General features: G+C 58.1%; 17 protein-coding genes and 1 pseudogene. 11 read left to right on the top strand and 7 right to left on the bottom strand.

Annotation, left to right across the window (positions count from 1 at the left end):
• Positions 1-51 precede the first annotated feature (51 nt).
• A complete protein-coding gene (gene mog, locus I6G90_RS20915) occupies positions 52-582 on the bottom strand; it encodes a molybdopterin adenylyltransferase (protein ID WP_005354170.1) in 531 nt (176 codons plus the stop codon).
• A 392-nt stretch (positions 583-974) separates the two neighbouring features.
• Between mog and I6G90_RS20920 the strand changes: the two genes are divergently transcribed.
• The 7 genes from I6G90_RS20920 to proX all read left to right on the top strand — a co-directional run bounded on the left by I6G90_RS20920 (position 975) and on the right by proX (position 7,252).
• Complete coding sequence (locus I6G90_RS20920; RefSeq protein WP_197929065.1) at positions 975-1,310, top strand: DUF3135 domain-containing protein; 336 nt, start codon at positions 975-977, stop codon at positions 1,308-1,310.
• 236 nt (positions 1,311-1,546) lie between these two features.
• On the top strand, positions 1,547-2,344 hold the full coding sequence (locus I6G90_RS20925) for a threonine/serine exporter family protein (RefSeq protein WP_042022773.1): 798 nt from the start codon (positions 1,547-1,549) through the stop codon (positions 2,342-2,344).
• Positions 2,341-2,808: a threonine/serine exporter family protein gene (locus I6G90_RS20930; RefSeq protein WP_042060992.1), complete on the top strand. Its 468-nt coding sequence runs from the start codon at positions 2,341-2,343 to the stop codon at positions 2,806-2,808. The genes I6G90_RS20925 and I6G90_RS20930 overlap by 4 nt, the downstream gene beginning before the upstream one ends.
• Before the next feature lie 18 nt (positions 2,809-2,826).
• The gene (folA, locus tag I6G90_RS20935; RefSeq protein ID WP_197929067.1) at positions 2,827-3,318 is read left to right on the top strand and encodes a type 3 dihydrofolate reductase; all 492 of its coding nucleotides are present in this window, start codon (positions 2,827-2,829) and stop codon (positions 3,316-3,318) included.
• A gap of 552 nt (positions 3,319-3,870) precedes the next feature.
• The gene (gene proV / locus I6G90_RS20940; RefSeq protein ID WP_197929069.1) at positions 3,871-5,067 is read left to right on the top strand and encodes a glycine betaine/L-proline ABC transporter ATP-binding protein ProV; all 1,197 of its coding nucleotides are present in this window, start codon (positions 3,871-3,873) and stop codon (positions 5,065-5,067) included.
• Positions 5,064-6,215 (top strand): glycine betaine/L-proline ABC transporter permease ProW, encoded by a 1,152-nt coding sequence (gene proW / locus I6G90_RS20945; protein ID WP_197929071.1) that lies wholly within the window; start codon positions 5,064-5,066, stop codon positions 6,213-6,215. The genes proV and proW overlap by 4 nt, the downstream gene beginning before the upstream one ends.
• Positions 6,212-7,252 (top strand): glycine betaine/L-proline ABC transporter substrate-binding protein ProX, encoded by a 1,041-nt coding sequence (gene proX, locus I6G90_RS20950; protein WP_197929073.1) that lies wholly within the window; start codon positions 6,212-6,214, stop codon positions 7,250-7,252. Before proW ends, proX begins: the two co-directional genes overlap by 4 nt.
• A gap of 82 nt (positions 7,253-7,334) precedes the next feature.
• Here the strand turns inward: proX and I6G90_RS20955 are convergent.
• The 6 genes and pseudogenes from I6G90_RS20955 to map form a co-directional block, all read right to left on the bottom strand.
• Positions 7,335-8,442: pseudogene (locus tag I6G90_RS20955) on the bottom strand (transposase).
• 117 nt (positions 8,443-8,559) lie between these two features.
• Positions 8,560-8,943 (bottom strand): DUF3461 family protein, encoded by a 384-nt coding sequence (locus tag I6G90_RS20960; RefSeq protein WP_042657949.1) that lies wholly within the window; start codon positions 8,941-8,943, stop codon positions 8,560-8,562.
• A 116-nt stretch (positions 8,944-9,059) separates the two neighbouring features.
• On the bottom strand, positions 9,060-10,388 hold the full coding sequence (locus I6G90_RS20965; RefSeq protein WP_197929074.1) for an IS4 family transposase: 1,329 nt from the start codon (positions 10,386-10,388) through the stop codon (positions 9,060-9,062).
• 118 nt (positions 10,389-10,506) lie between these two features.
• Entirely contained in the window at positions 10,507-11,334 is an 828-nt protein-coding gene (gene dapD / locus I6G90_RS20970) for a 2,3,4,5-tetrahydropyridine-2,6-dicarboxylate N-succinyltransferase (protein WP_005338581.1), read from the bottom strand.
• Positions 11,335-11,507: 173 nt separating this feature from the next.
• Positions 11,508-14,144, bottom strand: a complete 2,637-nt coding sequence (glnD, locus tag I6G90_RS20975) for a bifunctional uridylyltransferase/uridylyl-removing protein GlnD (RefSeq protein ID WP_197929075.1) — start codon at positions 14,142-14,144, stop codon at positions 11,508-11,510.
• 86 nt (positions 14,145-14,230) lie between these two features.
• Positions 14,231-15,019: a type I methionyl aminopeptidase gene (gene map / locus I6G90_RS20980; RefSeq protein ID WP_182933682.1), complete on the bottom strand. Its 789-nt coding sequence runs from the start codon at positions 15,017-15,019 to the stop codon at positions 14,231-14,233.
• Between the two features lie 370 nt (positions 15,020-15,389).
• Here map and rpsB point away from each other — a divergent pair, with 370 nt between their 5' ends.
• From rpsB to frr, 4 genes are all read left to right on the top strand, one after another.
• On the top strand, positions 15,390-16,118 hold the full coding sequence (gene rpsB / locus I6G90_RS20985; RefSeq protein ID WP_042058433.1) for a 30S ribosomal protein S2: 729 nt from the start codon (positions 15,390-15,392) through the stop codon (positions 16,116-16,118).
• A gap of 104 nt (positions 16,119-16,222) precedes the next feature.
• Positions 16,223-17,104: a translation elongation factor Ts gene (gene tsf, locus I6G90_RS20990; RefSeq protein WP_042058435.1), complete on the top strand. Its 882-nt coding sequence runs from the start codon at positions 16,223-16,225 to the stop codon at positions 17,102-17,104.
• 71 nt (positions 17,105-17,175) lie between these two features.
• Positions 17,176-17,910, top strand: coding sequence for a UMP kinase (pyrH, locus tag I6G90_RS20995; protein ID WP_033137947.1), 735 nt, complete (start codon positions 17,176-17,178; stop codon positions 17,908-17,910).
• A 101-nt stretch (positions 17,911-18,011) separates the two neighbouring features.
• Positions 18,012-18,569 carry a ribosome recycling factor gene (gene frr, locus I6G90_RS21000; protein WP_033137948.1) on the top strand — a complete coding sequence of 186 codons (558 nt, stop codon included), beginning with the start codon at positions 18,012-18,014 and terminating at the stop codon, positions 18,567-18,569.
• Positions 18,570-18,636 lie beyond the last annotated feature (67 nt).

The following is an 18,636-nucleotide window of genomic DNA, read 5'->3' on the forward strand; positions in this document are numbered from 1 at the left end:
TAAAAATAATGGCGAGCCACGGCTCGCCATCATTTGTTATGGACGGGTCAGCTATTTTTTCGGTCGAAATGGCTTGATGACGGTCTCATCGCACTCAAGATAAGGCCCTTCCATCAAATCGATGCAGTAGGGGATGGCGGGGAATACTGCATCCAGACACTCGCGGATTGATTTGGGTTTGCCCGGCAGATTGACGATCAGGGTGTCGTCGCGCAGTCCGGCTGTCTGGCGCGACAGAATGGCGGTCGGCACAAACTTGAGGGATTCTGCCCGCATCAGCTCGCCAAAGCCCGGCATCATGCGATCACACACCGCCTCGGTCGCTTCCGGCGTCACATCCCGCTTGGCCGGGCCGGTGCCGCCTGTGGTGACGATGAGACAACACTGCTCCTCATCCGCCAGCCGGATCAGGGTCGCTTCAATCTGATCCTGCTCATCGGGGATCACCTGATAGACAGGTTCCCACTCCGAGGTCAGATAGGCGTTCAGGGTGTCGATGATGGCCTTGCCGGAGAGGTCTTCATAGATGCCCGCGCTGGCGCGATCGCTGACGGTGACGATACCGATTTTTGCCTTGCTCATGGTCTGCTCTTGAATGTCCGATAAAAGTGGCAATTAAAATAACATAATCAGCGAGATATGTTAAACCGACATAAGATGACGCGGACCGGTGGGGGATAATAAAGTGTCGAATGAAGCGAAATAACCTCTTCCTGAATTTTATTTGCAATAAAAAACATAAAATAACAGCCTAAAATGTATAAGTGTTTTATCGCGCCTGAATTAAAAATAATCGCTTGTTTCCAAACACAATTAAAATAGAGAGATACCCTCGTTGTAAGCATTGTCCGGTTCAGCCGCCAGCGGATGGATTGAACCCTTGTTGGCCGCGTCGTATATACAGGTTTATATGGCTGGGGCGTGATGGTGTGGTACCGCGGTGGGTTGCCAGCAATAGTCGCCAAGGAGGGCATATGGAGTTGCCTGATTTTGACACCCTGAAAGAGTTGGCTGCGAGTGAGCCTTCCCGGCTGGATGCGATTCTGGTACAGCAGATTGACCAGTTGATGGCCCGGGCGAGCCCCGATCAGCAGCGCCGTCTGCGCGGGTTGCAGTTCAAGATTGATGGTCAGCGTCGCTTGGCTAAAAACAATCTCGATAGCTGTATCCGGATTGCCAGCATGATGCGGGAATCCTTTTATTTGATGCGCAGCGAAATGATCCAGTTTCGGGAGGAGGGGGAGCTTCTGCCTGAAAACGATAGCGCTGGCAAAATAATTCGAATGGCTGACTATCGACGTCGTAAATAATCTGCAGTCAGCCCCTCTTCTGATATTTAATTCACGTATCAAGGGGCCGCAATAAGGCGAGGTAATGGCGGGCAGATTGTTATGGTTTTTAATGTTAGTGGTAATGTATTTGTGATGTAACCTCTTTTTTCCTTCATGTAATAACTCATCGGCCAGGTTGTGATAGGGGTGGATGAATAACGGTAAAAGTTAGGCTAATATGGCCGAAATTTTTATTGCTACGACTCGAAGGGATTATGAGAAGTATCACACCAAGACGGGTGTTGTCGCGGGAGCAACAGACAGAGATCACCCGCATTATCGTCAAGGTGGGTCAAATGTTGGCCCAGTTTGGGGCGGAGAGCCGGATCATCGAGCAGACCACGGTGCGGCTGGGGATGGCGCTTGGGTTGGAGAGTGTCGAAATGGCCATCTCTTCCAGTGCCATCGTGCTCACCAGCCTCTATCAGGGGGGCTGTGTCACCACCACCCGCCGGGTGCGCGAGCATGGCATCAACATGCAGGTGGTGTGCGAGATCCAGCGGATCTGCATCATGGCGGAGAAAGAGCTGATCGGGGCCCGTGAAGTGCGGCAGCGGCTCGAAGCCATTGTCCCCTTCCACTATCACCCCTGGCTGGTGGTGCCCATGGTCGGGCTCTCCTGTGGCGCCTTCAGCCTGCTGTTTGGCGGTGACTGGCCCATCTTCCTGGTGACCTGTTGCTCCGCCGCCGTGGCGATGCGGGTGCGTCAGTTGATCGCCCGTCATCACCACAGCCCGCTCATCAACTTTGCCGTGACCGGTTTTATCGCCACCTTGCTGGCATCCAGCGCCACCTTCTTCAACTGGGGGGCCCAACCCTATCTCGCCATGGCGGCCAGCGTGCTGCTGCTGGTGCCGGGCTTCCCGCTGATCAATGCGGTCTCCGACATGGTGAAGGGCTACTTCAACATGGGGCTGGCCCGTTGGGGCTCTGCCACCTTGCTGACCATCAGCGCTGCCATCGGCATCATTCTCGCCATGTCGTTGACCGGGATCTGGGGGTGGAAAGTATGACGGACCTGCTCTGGTTACTGGCCAAGGATGCCTTCTGGTCCTCCATTCCGGCGGTGGGCTTTGCCATGCTGTTCAACGTGCCGCCACGAATGCTGAAATATTGCGCTATGGGCGGCGCGCTGGCCCACAGCCTGCGCACCCTGCTCATTCACTACGGTATGCCCATCGAGTGGGCGACGCTGGCGGCGGCGACCACGGTCGGTTTTGTCTGCGTCTACTGGTCTCGCCGTCTGCTGGCACCGCGTCCGGTGTTCAGCGTTGCCTCCATCATCCCGATGATCCCGGGCAGCTATGCGTTCAAGACCATGATTGCGGTGGTGGAGCTCAACATCAACGGTGTGACCATGGATCTGCTGCAGAGCGCGGTGGAGAACGGCCTCAAGGCGCTGTTTATCGTCGGCGCCCTCAGTTTCGGTTTGGCGATCCCCTCTCTGGTCGTGTACCGTAACCGCCCCATAATCTGACAGACGGTGAGAGGCCCCATGAAGATTTCCATGATTGCCGCCATGGCCCACGACAGGGTGATCGGCAAGGACAACCAGATGCCCTGGCATCTGCCTGCTGACCTGGCCCACTTCAAACGGGTGACCCTCGGCAAACCGGTATTGATGGGGCGCAAGACCTTCGAATCCATCGGTCGACCGCTGCCCGGACGGCGCAATCTGGTGATCAGCCGCAACACCGGTTATCAGGCCGAGGGTATCGAGGTGGTGGGTTCTGTCGAGGCGGCGCTGGCCCTGTTGGCGAGCAGCGCGGTGGAGGAGCTGATGGTGATCGGCGGCGGTCATCTCTATGCCGAGATGTTGCCGAGTGCGGATCGTCTCTACCTGACGCAAATCGATCTGGCGGTTGAAGGGGATACCCGCTTCCCCGCGTTTGATGATGGCCAGTGGCAGCGCATCGACTGCGAGAGCCACCCTGCCGATGAGAAGAACCCGCACCCCTACCGCTTCGAGATTTGGCAGCGCCGCTGAGTTATGGCATGTGCTAACCGATAGCCACTAAAAAGCCCCTTGTGTTGCACAAGGGGCTGGCGATTTGCCAGAAGCACCGTGCCAGCAGGTCGATAGTCCAGAGGTGGCAGCGGCGATCTCACAGCGGCTTTTGAACACACCTTCATCCTCTGCTCTGACCCTCCTCAGCCCCTTTTCTTGTCCCCCAATCTGTCCTCATTGTGACCAATAAATAGTTAGATGTGTAATTATTTGGTCGCTATTGAGTATCTGGATGGCGAGCTATGCTTTTGCCGCCATTAATCTGCCTTGGTTTGCTCTTTTTTGATTGTTTTTGAATGATTTCTCCCAGTGCACCTTCGTTTGATATGGAAAGCATTATGGATAAAACCAGACTTTGTTCGGTTTTTATTGATAAAAATATCTTATTAAAATCAATGGTTTATTTTGATGTTGGTTTTATGGGACTTTATTGGCTCTTTTGTTTTGGCTGTCGATTGCTTAGTGTAAAAAGTAATTGGTTCGCGTTCGGCAGGTTAATCACCAAGATGTCGACCATGAAAAAAGGACAGTATGACAGTCAAACTCGAAGTCAAATCACTCTATAAAATCTTCGGCGATCAGCCGGAAAAAGCATTCAAATTGCTGGCGAAAGGGCATGACCGTGCCAGCATCCTGCAACAGAGCGGACAGACCCTGGGTGTGCAGGGGGTCGATCTGGCCATTCACGAGGGAGAAATCTTCGTGGTGATGGGCCTCTCCGGTTCGGGAAAATCGACGCTGGTGCGGCTCTTCAACCGCCTTATCGAGCCGACCCGCGGCCAGGTGCTGATCGATGGCGAGGATATCGCCACCATCTCAGAGAGCGAGCTGCGTCAGGTGCGGCGCAAGAAGATCAGCATGGTGTTTCAATCCTTCGCCCTGATGCCGCACCTGAGCGTGCTGGAAAACACCGCCTTCGGGCTGGAGCTGGCCGGGGTGCCACTGGCAGAACGCCAGCAGAGTGCCCGTCAGGCGCTCCATCAGGTGGGATTGGGTCAGTGGATTGATGCCTTCCCCGATGCCCTCTCCGGTGGCATGAAGCAGCGGGTCGGTCTGGCCCGGGCGCTCGCCAACGATCCCGACATCCTGCTGATGGACGAGGCTTTTTCGGCGCTGGATCCGCTGATCCGCACCGAGATGCAGGACGAGCTGCTCAAGCTGCAGGCGAGCCAGCAGCGCACCATCGTGTTTATCTCCCACGATCTGGACGAGGCGATGCGTATCGGCGATCGCATCGCCATCATGCAGGATGGTCAGGTGGTGCAGGTTGGCACTCCGGACGAGATCCTGAACCAGCCCGCCAACGACTATGTGCGTGCCTTCTTCCGCGGGGTGGATCTCGCCAATGTCTTCAGCGCTCGCGATATCGTCAGCAGCAAGCAGATGCCGCTTATCAAGAAACACACCACCGACGGGCCGGGCAACGCCCTGCGTCAGCTCAAGGAGCTGGAGCGGGAGTTTGGCTACGTGGTGGATCGCAGCCGCCGCTTCATCGGCGTTGTCTCGGTCGAGTCGCTCAGTGAGGCCGTGCGTGGCAAGGGGAGTCTGGAGCAGGCGTTGCTGGCGGATATCCAGCCTATTCTGGCCGACACCTCCCTCAATGAACTGATCAGCCAGGTGGCTGCCGCACCCTGTCAGGTGCCCGTGGTCGAGGAGGATGGCACCTATCTGGGGCTCATCTCCAAGGCCAATCTGCTCAACACCCTGGACAGGAGTACCCCGGTATGAAGCTGATTAATCCTCACTTTGTGCTGACTTGGCTGCTGGCACTCCTGCTGCTGGCGAGCCCCTCCCTGCGGGCTGACGAGGCGGATGCCGACCCTTGGGGCGCGGCGGTAACCACGACAGCCGTCGCCGATCCCTGGGGCAGTACAGCCACCGAAGCGGCCGACTGGCAAAACCAGATTGCTGCCGTGGATACCGAGTCAGCCGTCGACTGGCTGGACCCCTTCCAGCAGGCGCTGGTGCCGCTGGACAGCTGGGTCGAAGGGGGCATCGGCTGGTTGGTGGAGAACCTGCGCCCTGTGTTTCAGCTGATCCGCGCGCCGGTGGAAGTGACTCTCAACGCCATGACCCATCTGCTGCAGACGGTGCCATCCACCCTGATGATCGGGCTGTTGACCCTGATCGCCTGGCAACTGGTCAACGGCCGGATGGCGGTTGGCACCCTCGCCGCATTGGTCGGGATCGGGCTGATCGGAGCCTGGTCCGATGCCATGGTGACCCTATCGCTGGTGCTGACCTCGCTGTTCTTCTGCATCCTGATTGGCTTGCCGGTCGGCATTCTGCTGGCCCGTAGCGAGCGGTTGTCTACCTGGACCCGACCGCTGCTGGATGCGATGCAGACCACCCCGGCGTTCGTCTACCTCATCCCCATCGTCATGCTGTTCGGTATCGGCAACGTGCCCGGTGTCGTGGTGACCGTGATCTTCGCCCTGCCGCCGATGATCCGCCTCACCATGCTGGGGATAAGACAGGTGCCTGCGGATCTGGTGGAGGCGGCCCACTCGTTTGGTGCCAGCCCCTCCCAACTGTTGTTCAAGGTGCAGTTGCCGCTCGCCATGCCCACCATCATGGCCGGGGTCAACCAGACCCTGATGCTGGCGCTCTCCATGGTGGTGATCGCCTCGATGATCGCGGTCGGCGGGTTGGGTCAGATGGTGCTGCGCGGCATCGGGCGGCTCGATATGGGGCTCGCCTCCATTGGCGGCCTCGGCATCGTGCTGCTGGCCATCGTGCTCGACCGTTTGACCCAGGCGATGGGTCAACCGGATCGCAACCGGGTTGGCCGCTGGTATCAGCGTGGCCCCGTCGCCTTGCTGCTGCGCCTCACTGGCCGCAGCAAATCCATCGATTACCAAGGAGTAAAGGCATGAGCCTGATTACCACAACGCACACCCGTCACGCCTTGCTGCTGAGCACTCTGTTGTTGAGCTCCTCGCTGCTGAGCCCGCTGGCCATGGCCATGGCCAGCACCGAGTTGCCGGGGGAGGGGATCCGCGTTCAACCCTTGCAGAGCTCCCTGCCGGAAGAGGCGTTCCAGAGCCTGCTGGTCAGCAAGCTGATGGCGCGGCTTGGCTACGACGTCCAGCCTGCTCAGGAGGTGGATTACAACGTGGCTTATGCCTCGGTGGCACAGGGGGACGGCACCTTCCTCGCCTTTAACTGGATCCCGCTGCAGGACAACAAGTACGAACAGGCGGGGGGAGACAAGGTGTTCTTCCGTCAGGGCACCTATGTGGCCGGTGCGGCGCAGGGGTATCTCATCGACAAGCAGACAGCGACCCGATATGGCATCACCAATCTCGGGCAGCTCAAGGATCCCGCGCTGGCCGCGCTGTTTGACGGCGATGGAGATGGCAAGGCCGATCTGGTGGGCTGTAACCCTGGCTGGGGCTGTGAAGAGGCGATCAACCATCATCTGGACGAGTTCGGCCTGACCCCCACCGTCACCCACAAGCAGGGCAACTATGCGGCGCTGATCGCCGATACCCGTGCTCGCTTCCAGAGTGGCAAGCCGGTGCTCTATTACACCTGGACCCCCTACTGGCTCAGCAGCGAGCTGGTGCCGGGCAAGGATGTCGTGTGGCTGGAAGTACCCGCCGACGCCCCTGATGCGGCCAAGACCCGGTTGCCGAACGGCAAGAACTACGGCTTCCCGGTCAATACCATGCATATCGTGGCCAACAAGGCTTTCACCGATGCCAACCCGGCGGCGGCCAAGCTGTTTTCCATCGTCAAGCTGCCGCTCAATGACATCAACGTCCAGAACGGGTTGATGAACAGGGGGCAGAACAAACCGGCGGATATCGAGCGCCATGCCGATGCCTGGCTCAAGGGGCACGGGGCGCTGGTCAATGAGTGGCTGACTCAGGCGCGGGCTGCCGCCGAGCAGGCCAGCGCGGCGGGTTAAGCCTCTCGGCCCATTCGTCACCTATGAAGGGTTGCATATCAGCCCAAGCAAAACGCCCGGCAGTTGCCGTAATGCCTGTCAGTCAAGCCTGACTGGCATTGTTTTTATTAGCTTTTTTCACACTATACCTCTGTGGGATTGGCTTCACGCTGCGGGGGTAACTTCGCGCCCTTCGTTCTGGTCATACAAACTGCTCCGCCTGTTTCTCTAGGTCAGCTACCCGCTTCGGGATAGTACCCGGTGACAGGTACGGCATGCAGCTCAGTTCATGGATAAGATAGACCGACGCCATGTGAAAACTCAGCTGGCTCGCCGTGTATCCCTTCAGGCTCGCCGCCATCTTCACCATCTGGCTACGCAGCAGGTTGTACGCCAGCAGCACGCCCCACAGCTCTTGCCGTATCCCCGCCGCCTTCTTGCTACGCAGGGTCAGTCGATGTTGTTGCAGGCTGTGCTTCATCTCCCGATAGCCCAGTTCGATTTCCCAGCGATGGCTGTAGAGCTCGACGATGTCAGCTCCCGGGAAGCGCATCGGGTCAACCATCGAGGTCAGTACCTGCCGCTCCTTACCATTGATAGTGCGGGTCAGCAAGCGGGTCTCCACCGCTTCGGGCAACTGTGGCCACTTCTTGCGTGCCTGTGGACTGGTCGCCAGACGCACCAGCACATCCTGATGCCCCAGCTTGCGCACCATCTCGTTGACGGCGCAACTCTCTATGACAGCCTGAACAAGCCGATGGCTAGTCAGGAGCATGGGTAGCGGCCTCGCCATGCTGGGTGCCGGGCTTGGCAAAGGCGGCGGCATCGTCCGGAGTATCGGGTGTGCGCCACATCACGCCATCGACGGCGAGCAGCTGCAGCCCGGCCCAGCCGGGGTGATTGGCCTGCTGGTGCCAGAGCGAGGCGGTCTCGTGAAACAGCCGCTCGATAATCTTATCCCCGAGCTTTTGGCAGGTTTGCAGGAAGGCGTTGGGGGTGACAAAGGGGTGGTCACCGGGCAAGAGGATATCGAGCTGATTGACCAGCTGGGTCATGGGGACATGGCGGAAGATGGCCATGCCGATGATAGCCTAGACCAGACGCGCCATAGGCATACGGTAAAACGGTGCAGGGGGAATGAAGTCGGAGAGTGACTCAAACTGGGCGGCATTGCTGGCGTAGAGGAAATCGAGAGCCTGGTCGATACGCACAAAAATCCGAAACCAAATCAACAGGTTTCGGATTTTTACACATCAGGAGGATCGGTCAATGGCTCCTTAACTGATCGGCATTAGCCATCAAGGCGCTCTGTTGTCGAGTGGGTAGGGTTAGAGTTTCTCCAGATCCCGCTCGATTTCGCTGATCTTGTTCTGCACTACTTTTTCCAGATGACGCAGGTCGCGCAGGATCTTCTGCTTGATGTCCGGATCGATCTCGACATGGACACCCTGGGTCAGGTTGTCCAGCTCATCTACCACGTACTTGAGGTTGGCGTTGATCTCGGTGACATCCTTGTACTCATGGGTACCGGAGTCGACCAGCATGGTTTTGCGTTGGCGCGGATACTTGAATTTGACACTCTTGGCGAAGAACTCGCCCTTCTGCTTCTTGAAGTAGATCTTGAGGATGTCGTGGTTGGCCTCCTGGCGCAGGGTATAGCTGTCGACGGAGGCGGGATCCTGGATCCCCAGGCTCTTCAGATTCTCGTACATCGGGCTTCCTCGGTTTGAAACGATCCTGTCCCGATTATCTTAACCGATGCCTGATGGCTTGCCTGTGACAAGGGCGCCAAAATCAAAAGGGCGCCATCAGGCGTAATGCCAGTCAGTTAAGCCTGACTGGCATTGTTTTTATTGGCTTTTTTCACACTATACCTCTGTGGCCTTGGCTTCACGCAGCGGGGGTAACTTCGCTCCCTTCGTGCCGGCAGCACAAACTGCCCCGCCTGTTTCTCCAGGTCAGCTACCCGCTTCGGGATAGTCCCCGCTGACAGGTAGGGCATGCAGCTCAGTTCATGGATAAGATAGATCGACGCCATGTGAAAACTCAGCTGGCTCGCCGTGTATCCCTTCAGGCTCGCCGTCATCTTCACCATCTGGCTGCGCAGCAGGTTGTACGCCAGCAGCACGCCCCACAGCTCTTGCCGTATCCCCGTCGCCTTCTTGCTACGCAGGGTCAGTCGATGTTGTTGCAGGCTGTGCTTCATCTCCCGATAGCCCAACTCGATTTCCCAGCGATGGCTGTAGAGTTCAGCGATGTCAGTCCCCGGGAAGCGCATCGGGTCGACCATCGAGGTTAACACTTGGCGCTCCTTGCCGTTGATGTTGCGAGTCAGCAAGCGGGCTTCCACCGTATCCGGCAGTTGTGGCCACTTCTTGCGTGCCTGTGGACTGGTCGTCAGGCGCACCAGCACATCCTGGCGCCCCAGCTTGCGTACCACCTCGTATTGCGTGCCCTTTTTGAGCGGCAGCAGCCAGTGCCGCTCGCTACCCGCAGTTTGCCAGGCATGTAGCAGACCGAGGGAGTAAAACCCCTTGTCGAACAGGGTCAGCGAGTGGTCCGGCGTGCGCGCGACAAGCTGTTCGGCCAGCACCATCTCGTTGACGGCGCAGCTCTCCATGACAGCCTGAACAAGCAGGTGACTGGTCAGCTCCATCTGGCAGAGCATGCATACCTGCGGATAGGCCGTCTCGCCATGCTGGGTACCGGGCTTGGCAAAGGCGGCGGTATTGTCCGGGGTATCAGGCGTGCGCCACATCACGCCATCAACGGCGAGTAGTTGCAGCCCGGCCCAGCCGGGGTGATTGGCCTGCGGGTGCCAAAGCGAGGCGGTCTCGTGAAACAGGCGTTCGATGCTCTTGTCTCCCAGTTTTTGGCGAGCTTGCAGGAAGGCGCTGGGGGCGACAAAGGGGCGGTCCCCGGGCAAGAGGATATCGAGCTGATTGACCAGCTGGGTCATGGGGACGTGGCGGAAGATAGCCATGCCGATGATGGCCCAGACCAGGCGCTCCATGGGCATGCGGCGACGGCGCAGGGTCACGACATCCTCTTCGGCGAGCAGAGTTGTGATGAGCTCGGGGGAAATGAGGTCGGAGAGTGACTCAAACTGAGCGGGATTGCTGGCGTGGAGGAAGTCGAGAGCCTGTACGATACGCATAAAAAATCCGAAACCAATCAACAGGTTTCGGATTTTTACACATCAGAAGGATCGGTCAATGGATCCTTAACTGATCGGCATTAGCCATCAGGCGCCCTTTTCAGCACAGCAATGCTGATTATTCGTCGATGGAGCGCAGCAGGGCGTTGATGCCGACTTTGGCACGGGTCTTGGCATCGACCTTCTTGACGATCACCGCCGCGTAGAGGCTGTATTTGCCGCATTTGGAGGGCAGGGAGCCGGAGACGACCACGGAGCCAGCCGGTACGCGGCCGTAGTGGATCTCGCCGGTTTCGCGGTCATAGATGCGGGTGGACTGGCCGATGAAGACGCCCATGGAGATGACGGAACCTTCCTCGACGATGACGCCTTCAACCACTTCGGAGCGGGCACCGATAAAGCAGTTGTCTTCGATGATGGTCGGGTTGGCTTGCAGCGGCTCCAGCACGCCGCCGATGCCGACTCCGCCGGAGAGGTGGACGTTTTTACCGATCTGGGCGCAAGAACCGACGGTGGCCCAGGTATCGACCATGGTGCCTTCATCAACGAAGGCGCCGATGTTGACATAGGAGGGCATCAGCACGGTATTGGGGGCGATAAAGGAGCCTTTGCGGGCTGTTGCCGGCGGCACCACGCGCACACCCGCTTCCTTGAACTGCTCGGCGGTGTAGTTGGAGAACTTGAGGGGAACCTTGTCGTAGTACTGGGCATCGTCGCCCTTGATGATGCCGTTGTCGTTGATGCGGAAGTAGAGCAGGACCGCTTTCTTCAACCACTGATGGACAACCCACTCACCGGCGATCTTCTCGGCAACCCGCGCCTTGCCGGAGTCCAGCAGGTCGATGGCTTGCAGGATGGCGGACTTGGTGGCGCTATCCACGGAGCCCGGAGTAATGGTGTCGCGGCGCTCGAAGGCCGCTTCAATGATCTGTTGCAACTCGGTCATGACAGGTTTCCTTTAAAAAATTCTGTTTGTTGTATCACACTTTTCCGACTGTTTTTAAGGGGTTGACCGGAATTCTTCCGGCCAGCGGCCATTTCTTCGCCCGGTGTGCGCCAACCAGTTGTTTGGCATGGCAAAAACGCCCGATAACCAGCCTCTTTCGAATCACTCTTCGCTTAATCCAGCACCGAGTGCTGGGGGTTGAGCTGGTGTACCAGTCGCTCTTCCAGTTGTTGTTGCTGCTCGGCGGTCAATGGCTCGCCATCGAGGCTGGTCAGGCTGAAAAAGTCCTCGACCCGCTCGCCAAAGGTGGCAATTTTGGCGGCGTGCAGCGACAGCCCGCACTGCTGGAACACGGCACCGATCCGGGCCAGCAGGCCGGGGGTATCCAGCGCCGTCAGCTCCATCAGGGTGTGTCGGCTCTCCCCTTTATGGGGCAGGAAGACCACCCGGGTCGGCACGCTGAACTGGCGGTGGCGCCGTGATAGCGGCTTGTTGCGCAGCACCAGCTTGCCCGGCTCCTGCAGCGCCTTCTCCAGCGCCTTCTTGATGGTGGCGGTGCGGTTGGGGCTGATGGGTTCGCCACTCGGCTCCAGCACCACGAAGGTATCGAGCACGAAGTTGCTGCGGGAGTTCATGATCTGGGCGTCGTGGATGTTGAGGTTCTTCTGATCCAGCGCCGAGGCGACGGTGGCAAACAGATTCGGGGTATCGCGGCAGTAGATAAACACCTCGCTGCCACCGCGGGTCGGGTGTTTGCCGATGATCACCAGCGGCGCCGGATTGTCACCATGTTCGATGATGTGGCGGCAGTGCCAGGCGATCTGCTCCGGGCTGTGACGCAGGAAGTAATCCGCCTTGAAGTCGGCCCAGAGCAGGTTGATCGCCTCTTCTGACACATCCCGCTGCGCCATGAACTGCTTGGCCTGTCGCTGGTTTTCGCGAATGCGCAGCCGCATGTCGGGAGGATTCTCCAGCCCCTGGCGCAGCGCCTTCTGGGTCGCGAAGTAGAGCTCCCGCAGCAGGGTGCCCTTCCAGTCGTTCCACAGGGTGTCGTTGGTGGCGCAGATATCGGCCACGGTGAGGCAGTAGAGCAGGTCGAGGTGCTGCTCGTCGCGCACCTTCTGGGCAAAATCGGTGACCACGTCGGGGTCGTATATATCACGGCGCTGGGCGGTGACCGACATCAGCAGGTGGTGGCGCACCAGCCAGGCGACCAGTCGGCTCTCGTAGCGATCCAGACCATGCAGTTGGCAGAACTCCAGCGCATCGACGGCGCCAAGTTCCGAGTGATCGCCGCGCCGCCCCTTGGCGATGTCGTGGAACAGGGCCGCGATACTGAGCAGCTCCGGTTTGCGCAGCCGGGTGAATACCTCGTGGCAGAGCGGATGGCTCTGGCGACTGGCCGGATTGGGGAACTGATGAATGTTCTTGAGCAGCCGATGGGTGTGCTCATCCACCGTGTAGGCGTGAAACATGTCGAACTGCATCTGGCCAACGATGAGGTTCCATTGCGGCAGATAGGCGGCGAGGATGCCGTACTTGTGCATCAGAGTGAGCGGCAGGCCGATGCCGTTGGGGTGGCGCAGCAACGCCATAAACAGGCGGCGGCAGTCGGGCAAGTCCTGCAGCCAGCAGTTCAGTTTGCGGCGCGCCTCGCGCAGTTGGCGCAGGGTGGCCGAGTGGATGCCCGCAATCTCGGGATGCTGGGCCATCTGATAGAAGAGGCGCAGGATGGCGGCCGGTTCACGGGTAAACAGCTCCGCATCCACCGCATCGATGAGGCGGCCACGGAGCTGGAACTCGTCGGAGAGGCGGCGCACATCCATGGCGGTGTTGCCGAGGATCGCTTCGTCAAACAGCTGCAACAGCATCTCGTTGAGTTCGGAGACCCGCCGCACCGTCTGGTAGAAGCGCTTCATCATCTGCTCGACCGGGGTGTTGCCTTCCCCCTCGAACCCCAGCATCTGGGCCACGGTGCGCTGGCGATCGAACAGCAGCCGGTTGTCCCCCTTGTTAATCGCCATATGCAGGGCAAAGCGCACCTTCCAGAGGAAATTCTGGCAGTCGAGCAGCTCGCGGTACTCGGCGCGGTTGAGAAAACCGTGGCTGGTCATCTCGAATAAAGTGGTGGCGCCAAAGTGGCGGCGGGCGACCCAGGCGAGGGTCTGAATGTCGCGCAGGCCACCCGGATTGCTCTTGAGATCGGGCTCCAGCTTGTAGGCGGTGCCGAGAAACTGCTGATGGCGCTCCGCCTGCTCCTGCCGTTTGGCGCGAAAGAAGGCTTCACTCGGCCAGAAGTGCTGGGGGCCGGTCGCCTCTTTCAGTTGCCGGAAGCCCTCTTTGCGACCGGTGATATAGCGCGCCTCGATGAGGTTGGTGGCGACTGTGATATCGGCGCGCCCCTGCTCGAGGCACTCGGCCACGTTGCGCACCGCCTGACCGACTTCCAGCTTGAGATCCCACAGCAGGGTGATGAACTCGCCGATCCGCAGCCCCAGCACCTCGTCCAGCTCATCACCGTCATAGAGGATCAGCAGGTCGATATCGGAGTGGGGGTGCAGCTCGCCGCGGCCATAGCCCCCCACCGCAATGAGGGTAAGGTCGCTCTTGTCGAAGCCGAACTTCTGCCACAGCCGGCAGAGCAGCTGATCCATGTACTCGGAGCGGGTGGCGACCAGCTCTATGATGTTGTCACCGGCATCGAAACGGGCGTGCAGCCAGCCGAGAAAGCGGCTCAGGTACTCTTTGCAGTTGTCGCGGGTGAGCTGATCATCGGGTAACAAATGAGGGGAAAGCAGGCTGGCGTCCATGGCATCTCACACGCAAGTGGCAGGCAAATGGCTGAAGCAAAAGTAAAAACCCCGGCGCTTTGGGAGTTCAGGGCCGGGGTTCGATGTTAGCTGTGTTTGATGAAGCGGTCGATAGTGTCATCGGGGCGCAGGGTGAGCACCTCGCAGCCATCCTCGGTCACCAGCAGGGTGTGCTCCCACTGGGCGGAGTCGCCGCCATCCTTGGTGGTCACGGTCCAGCCATCCTTCGGATTGACCTTGCAGTGATACTTCTTGCTGTTGACCATGGGTTCGATGGTGAAGCACATGCCCGCTTTCAGCTCCTGCTTGCCGCTGTTGCGGTAGTGGAGGATCTGCGGCTCTTCATGGAATTCGGCACCGATGCCGTGACCGCAGTAGTCACGCACCACGGAGAAACCGGCTTTCTCGACGATGGGCTGAATGACGGCGCCAATCTCGGTGATGCAGGCACCCGGACGCACCTTCTTGATGGCGGCGTAGAGGCTCTCTTGCGCCACTTTGCAGAGCTGGCGGCGCAGCGGGGTGGTTTCCCCCACGATGAACATGGCCGAGGTATCGCCGTGGTAGCCATCCTTGATGACGGTGATATCCAGGTTGATGATGTCGCCATCGCGCAGCTTCTTGTGATTCGGGATACCGTGGCAGATCACATCGTTCACCGAGGTGCAGATGGATTTGGGGAAGCCGTGGTAGTTCAGCGGAGCCGGAACCGCCTGTTGTACGTTGACCATATAGTCGTGGCAGAGGGTGTTCAGTTCGTCAGTGGTGACGCCAGCTTTGACATGGGGCGCAATCATGACCAGCACATCGGCGGCCAATTGGCCGGCAACGCGCATCTTTTCAATCTCTTCCGGTGTCTTGATTTTAATGGACATGGGATCTCTCTTGCGGCCTGCCGCTGGGCCTGCGAGGGCAGACAGGACAGGTAATGAAAAATAGATGCGTTTGCAATCAGGGCAAAATTTTATCCGCAACCCCCGCGTACTTCCAGTGTGATTGTCATCACAACGTCAAATCAGCGTCGCAGCATCCTCTGGCGGGATCCATATTTACACCCGTTTCGGGTGTCGGCCGGTGGTGTCCTGAGCAAAGTTATGGTATAAAGCGCGCCGGAATGGGGAACTTGCGTCCACCATTTCATCACCCTTAATCAATAACACACACACATCGACACATATACCGGGGTGCCTTAACAGGTCGGTTATATGGGATGTGTGGAGGCCTAACCCCATACAGAGGTATAAAATGGCTAAAGTTTCTATGCGCGACATGCTGCAAGCTGGCGTTCACTTCGGTCACCAGACTCGTTACTGGAACCCGAAAATGAAATCCTACATCTTCGGTGCCCGCAGCAAGGTTCACATCATCAACCTGGAAAAAACCGTTCCGTTGTTTGACGATGCCATGAACTTCATCAGCTCCGTAGCTGCCAAGAAAGGCAAGGTACTGTTCGTAGGTACCAAGCGTGCCGCGTCTGAAGCCGTCAAAGAAGCCGCTGAGCGTTGCGACCAGTTCTATGTAAACCACCGCTGGCTGGGCGGTATGCTGACCAACTGGAAAACCGTTCGTCAGTCTATCAAGCGCCTGAAAGATCTGGAAACCCAGAGCCAGGACGGTACCTTCGAAAAGCTGACCAAGAAAGAGGCGCTGATGCGTACTCGCGAAATGGAAAAGCTGGAGAAGAGCCTGGGTGGTATCAAGAACATGGGCGGCCTGCCTGACGTTCTGTTCGTTGTCGATGCCGACCACGAGCATATCGCTATCAAAGAAGCCAACAACCTGGGTATCCCGGTAGTTTCCATCGTTGATACCAACTCCAACCCGGACGGCGTTGACTATGTCATCCCGGGTAACGACGACGCTATCCGTGCCGTACAGCTGTACCTGAATGCTGCTGCTGACACCGTACTGGAAGCTCGCGCTCAGGACATCGTTGTTCAAGCCGAACAAGATGGCTTCGTTGAAGCTGAGTAATTGATAAGGACTGTAAAGCCCTTATTAACCAAGCTGATGTAATTGGTTAGCAGGGGCCCTTGTGGCCCCTGTTTCTTGTCAATTCAAGACCGAGGATACTGGACATGGCTAACGTTACTGCCGCCCTGGTAAAAGAACTGCGCGAGCGCACTGCCGCTGGCATGATGGATTGCAAAAAAGCACTGGAAGAAGCTGCTGGTGATATCGAGCTGGCAATTGAGAACATGCGCAAATCCGGTCAGGCCAAAGCCGCCAAGAAAGCGGGCCGTATCGCCGCTGAAGGCGTTATCTTTGCTCGCACCGAAGGCAACGTTGCCGTCATGATCGAGCTGAACAGCGAAACCGACTTCGTCGCCAAAGATGCCAGCTTCATGGCAATGGGCCAGAAGATCGCTGACATCGCTGCGACCCAGAAAATTGCTGACGTTGACGCGCTGAAAGCCGCTGACTTCGGTAACGGCGAATCCGTCGAGCTGACCATCACCAACCTGATCGCCAAGATCGGTGAGAACATGAACCTGCGTCGCGTGATGCTGGTTGAAGGTGACAACCTGGGTACCTACGTTCACGGTTCCCGCATTGGTGTTATCACCAAGCTGACCGGTGGTTCTGCCGAGCTGGCCAAAGATCTGGCCATGCACGTTGCAGCCAACAGCCCGCAATTCGTCAAGCCTGAAGACGTGTCTGCTGATGTCGTTGCCAAAGAGCGCGAAATCCAGATCGACATCGCCATCAACTCCGGCAAGCCGAAAGAGATCGCCGAGAAGATGGTTGAAGGCCGCATGAAGAAGTTCACCGGTGAGGTTTCCCTGACTGGTCAACCGTTCGTGAAAGATCCTTCCATGACCGTTGCCGAGCTGCTGAAGAAAGAAGGCGCTGACGTTGTCTCCTTCACCCGTTTCGAAGTGGGCGAAGGCATCGAGAAGCAAGAGACCGATTTCGCTGCTGAAGTTGCAGCCCAAATCGCGGCCGCTCAAAAGGCCTAATCGAACCGGTTTTTCCGTTTCCCCAGACCGCGACTTATGTCGCGGTCTTTATATGACCAGGAATCAGTGACATGAGTACCAATCCCAAACCTGCATACAGACGTGTTCTTCTGAAGTTGAGTGGTGAAGCCCTGCAAGGATCCGAGGGTTTCGGCATTGATCCGGCGGTGCTGGAGCGTATGGCCCAAGAGATCAAAGAACTGGTTGAGTTGGGTGTTCAGGTCGGTCTGGTCATCGGTGGCGGCAACCTGTTCCGTGGTGCCGGTCTTGCCAAAGCGGGCATGAACCGCGTGGTGGGCGACCACATGGGTATGCTGGCAACCGTGATGAACGGTCTGGCCATGCGTGATGCCCTGCATCGTGCTTATGTGAATGCCCGTCTGATGTCTGCCATCTCCCTGCAAGGCGTCTGCGACTCCTACAGCTGGGCCGAGGCAATCAGCCAGCTGCGTGCTGGCAAAGTCGTTATCTTCTCTGCCGGTACCGGCAACCCCTTCTTCACTACCGATTCTGCGGCTTGCCTGCGCGGGATCGAGATCGAAGCTGACGTGGTGCTCAAAGCCACCAAGGTTGATGGTGTATACAACGAAGATCCGGTCAAGAATCCGGATGCCGTGCTGTATCATGAACTGAGTTATGATGAAGTTCTTGAAAAAGAGCTCAAGGTGATGGATCTTGCTGCCTTTACCCTGGCACGTGACCATGATCTGCCGATCCGCGTGTTCAACATGAACAAACCGGGCGCCCTGCGCCGGGTCATCATGGGTGAACCGGAAGGCACTCTGATCCACCACGTTGGTAAATAAGATAAAAGTGAGCCATCTGGCACTCTTATCCTATCCATCACGTCAGTAAATAAGATAGACACGGGCCGTGTAACGGCTCGTTCGCCAAAAGGAAAACCACTGTGATCAACGAGATTAAAAACGACGCCAAGGACCGTATGGGCAAGAGCGTAGAAGCGCTCAAGACCCAAATGTCCAAGATCCGTACCGGCCGCGCTCACCCGAGCCTGCTCGACGGCATCCAGGTTGAGTACTACGGTGCAGCCACTCCGCTGAAACAGTTGGCCAACGTCGTGGCAGAAGATGCTCGCACCCTCTCCATCTCCATTTTTGACCGCTCCATGATCCAGGCGGTAGAGAAGGCGATCCTGACCTCCGATCTGGGCCTGAACCCGTCCAGCAATGGCCAGACCCTGCGCGTGCCGCTGCCGCCGCTGACCGAAGAGCGCCGTCGCGATCTGACCAAGATCGTCCGTGCCGAAGCGGAAAACGCCCGTGTTGCCGTGCGCAACATCCGTCGTGACGCTAACGCCGACCTGAAAGCGCTGCTGAAGGACAAAGAGATCTCCGAGGATGACGACCGTCGTGCCCAGGAAGAGATCCAGAAGCTGACCGACTCCTACGTCAAGCTGGTCGATGAGGCCCTTGCCGTAAAGGAGAAGGAGCTAATGGAAATCTAACCGTCTGAAAGGTATATTACGAGCGCCGTGTAGTGCCCCTGCACGGCGCTTTTGTCTTTGTGGGAGA

The organism is Aeromonas allosaccharophila (genome assembly GCF_016026615.1).
Lineage (GTDB): Bacteria > Pseudomonadota > Gammaproteobacteria > Enterobacterales > Aeromonadaceae > Aeromonas > Aeromonas allosaccharophila.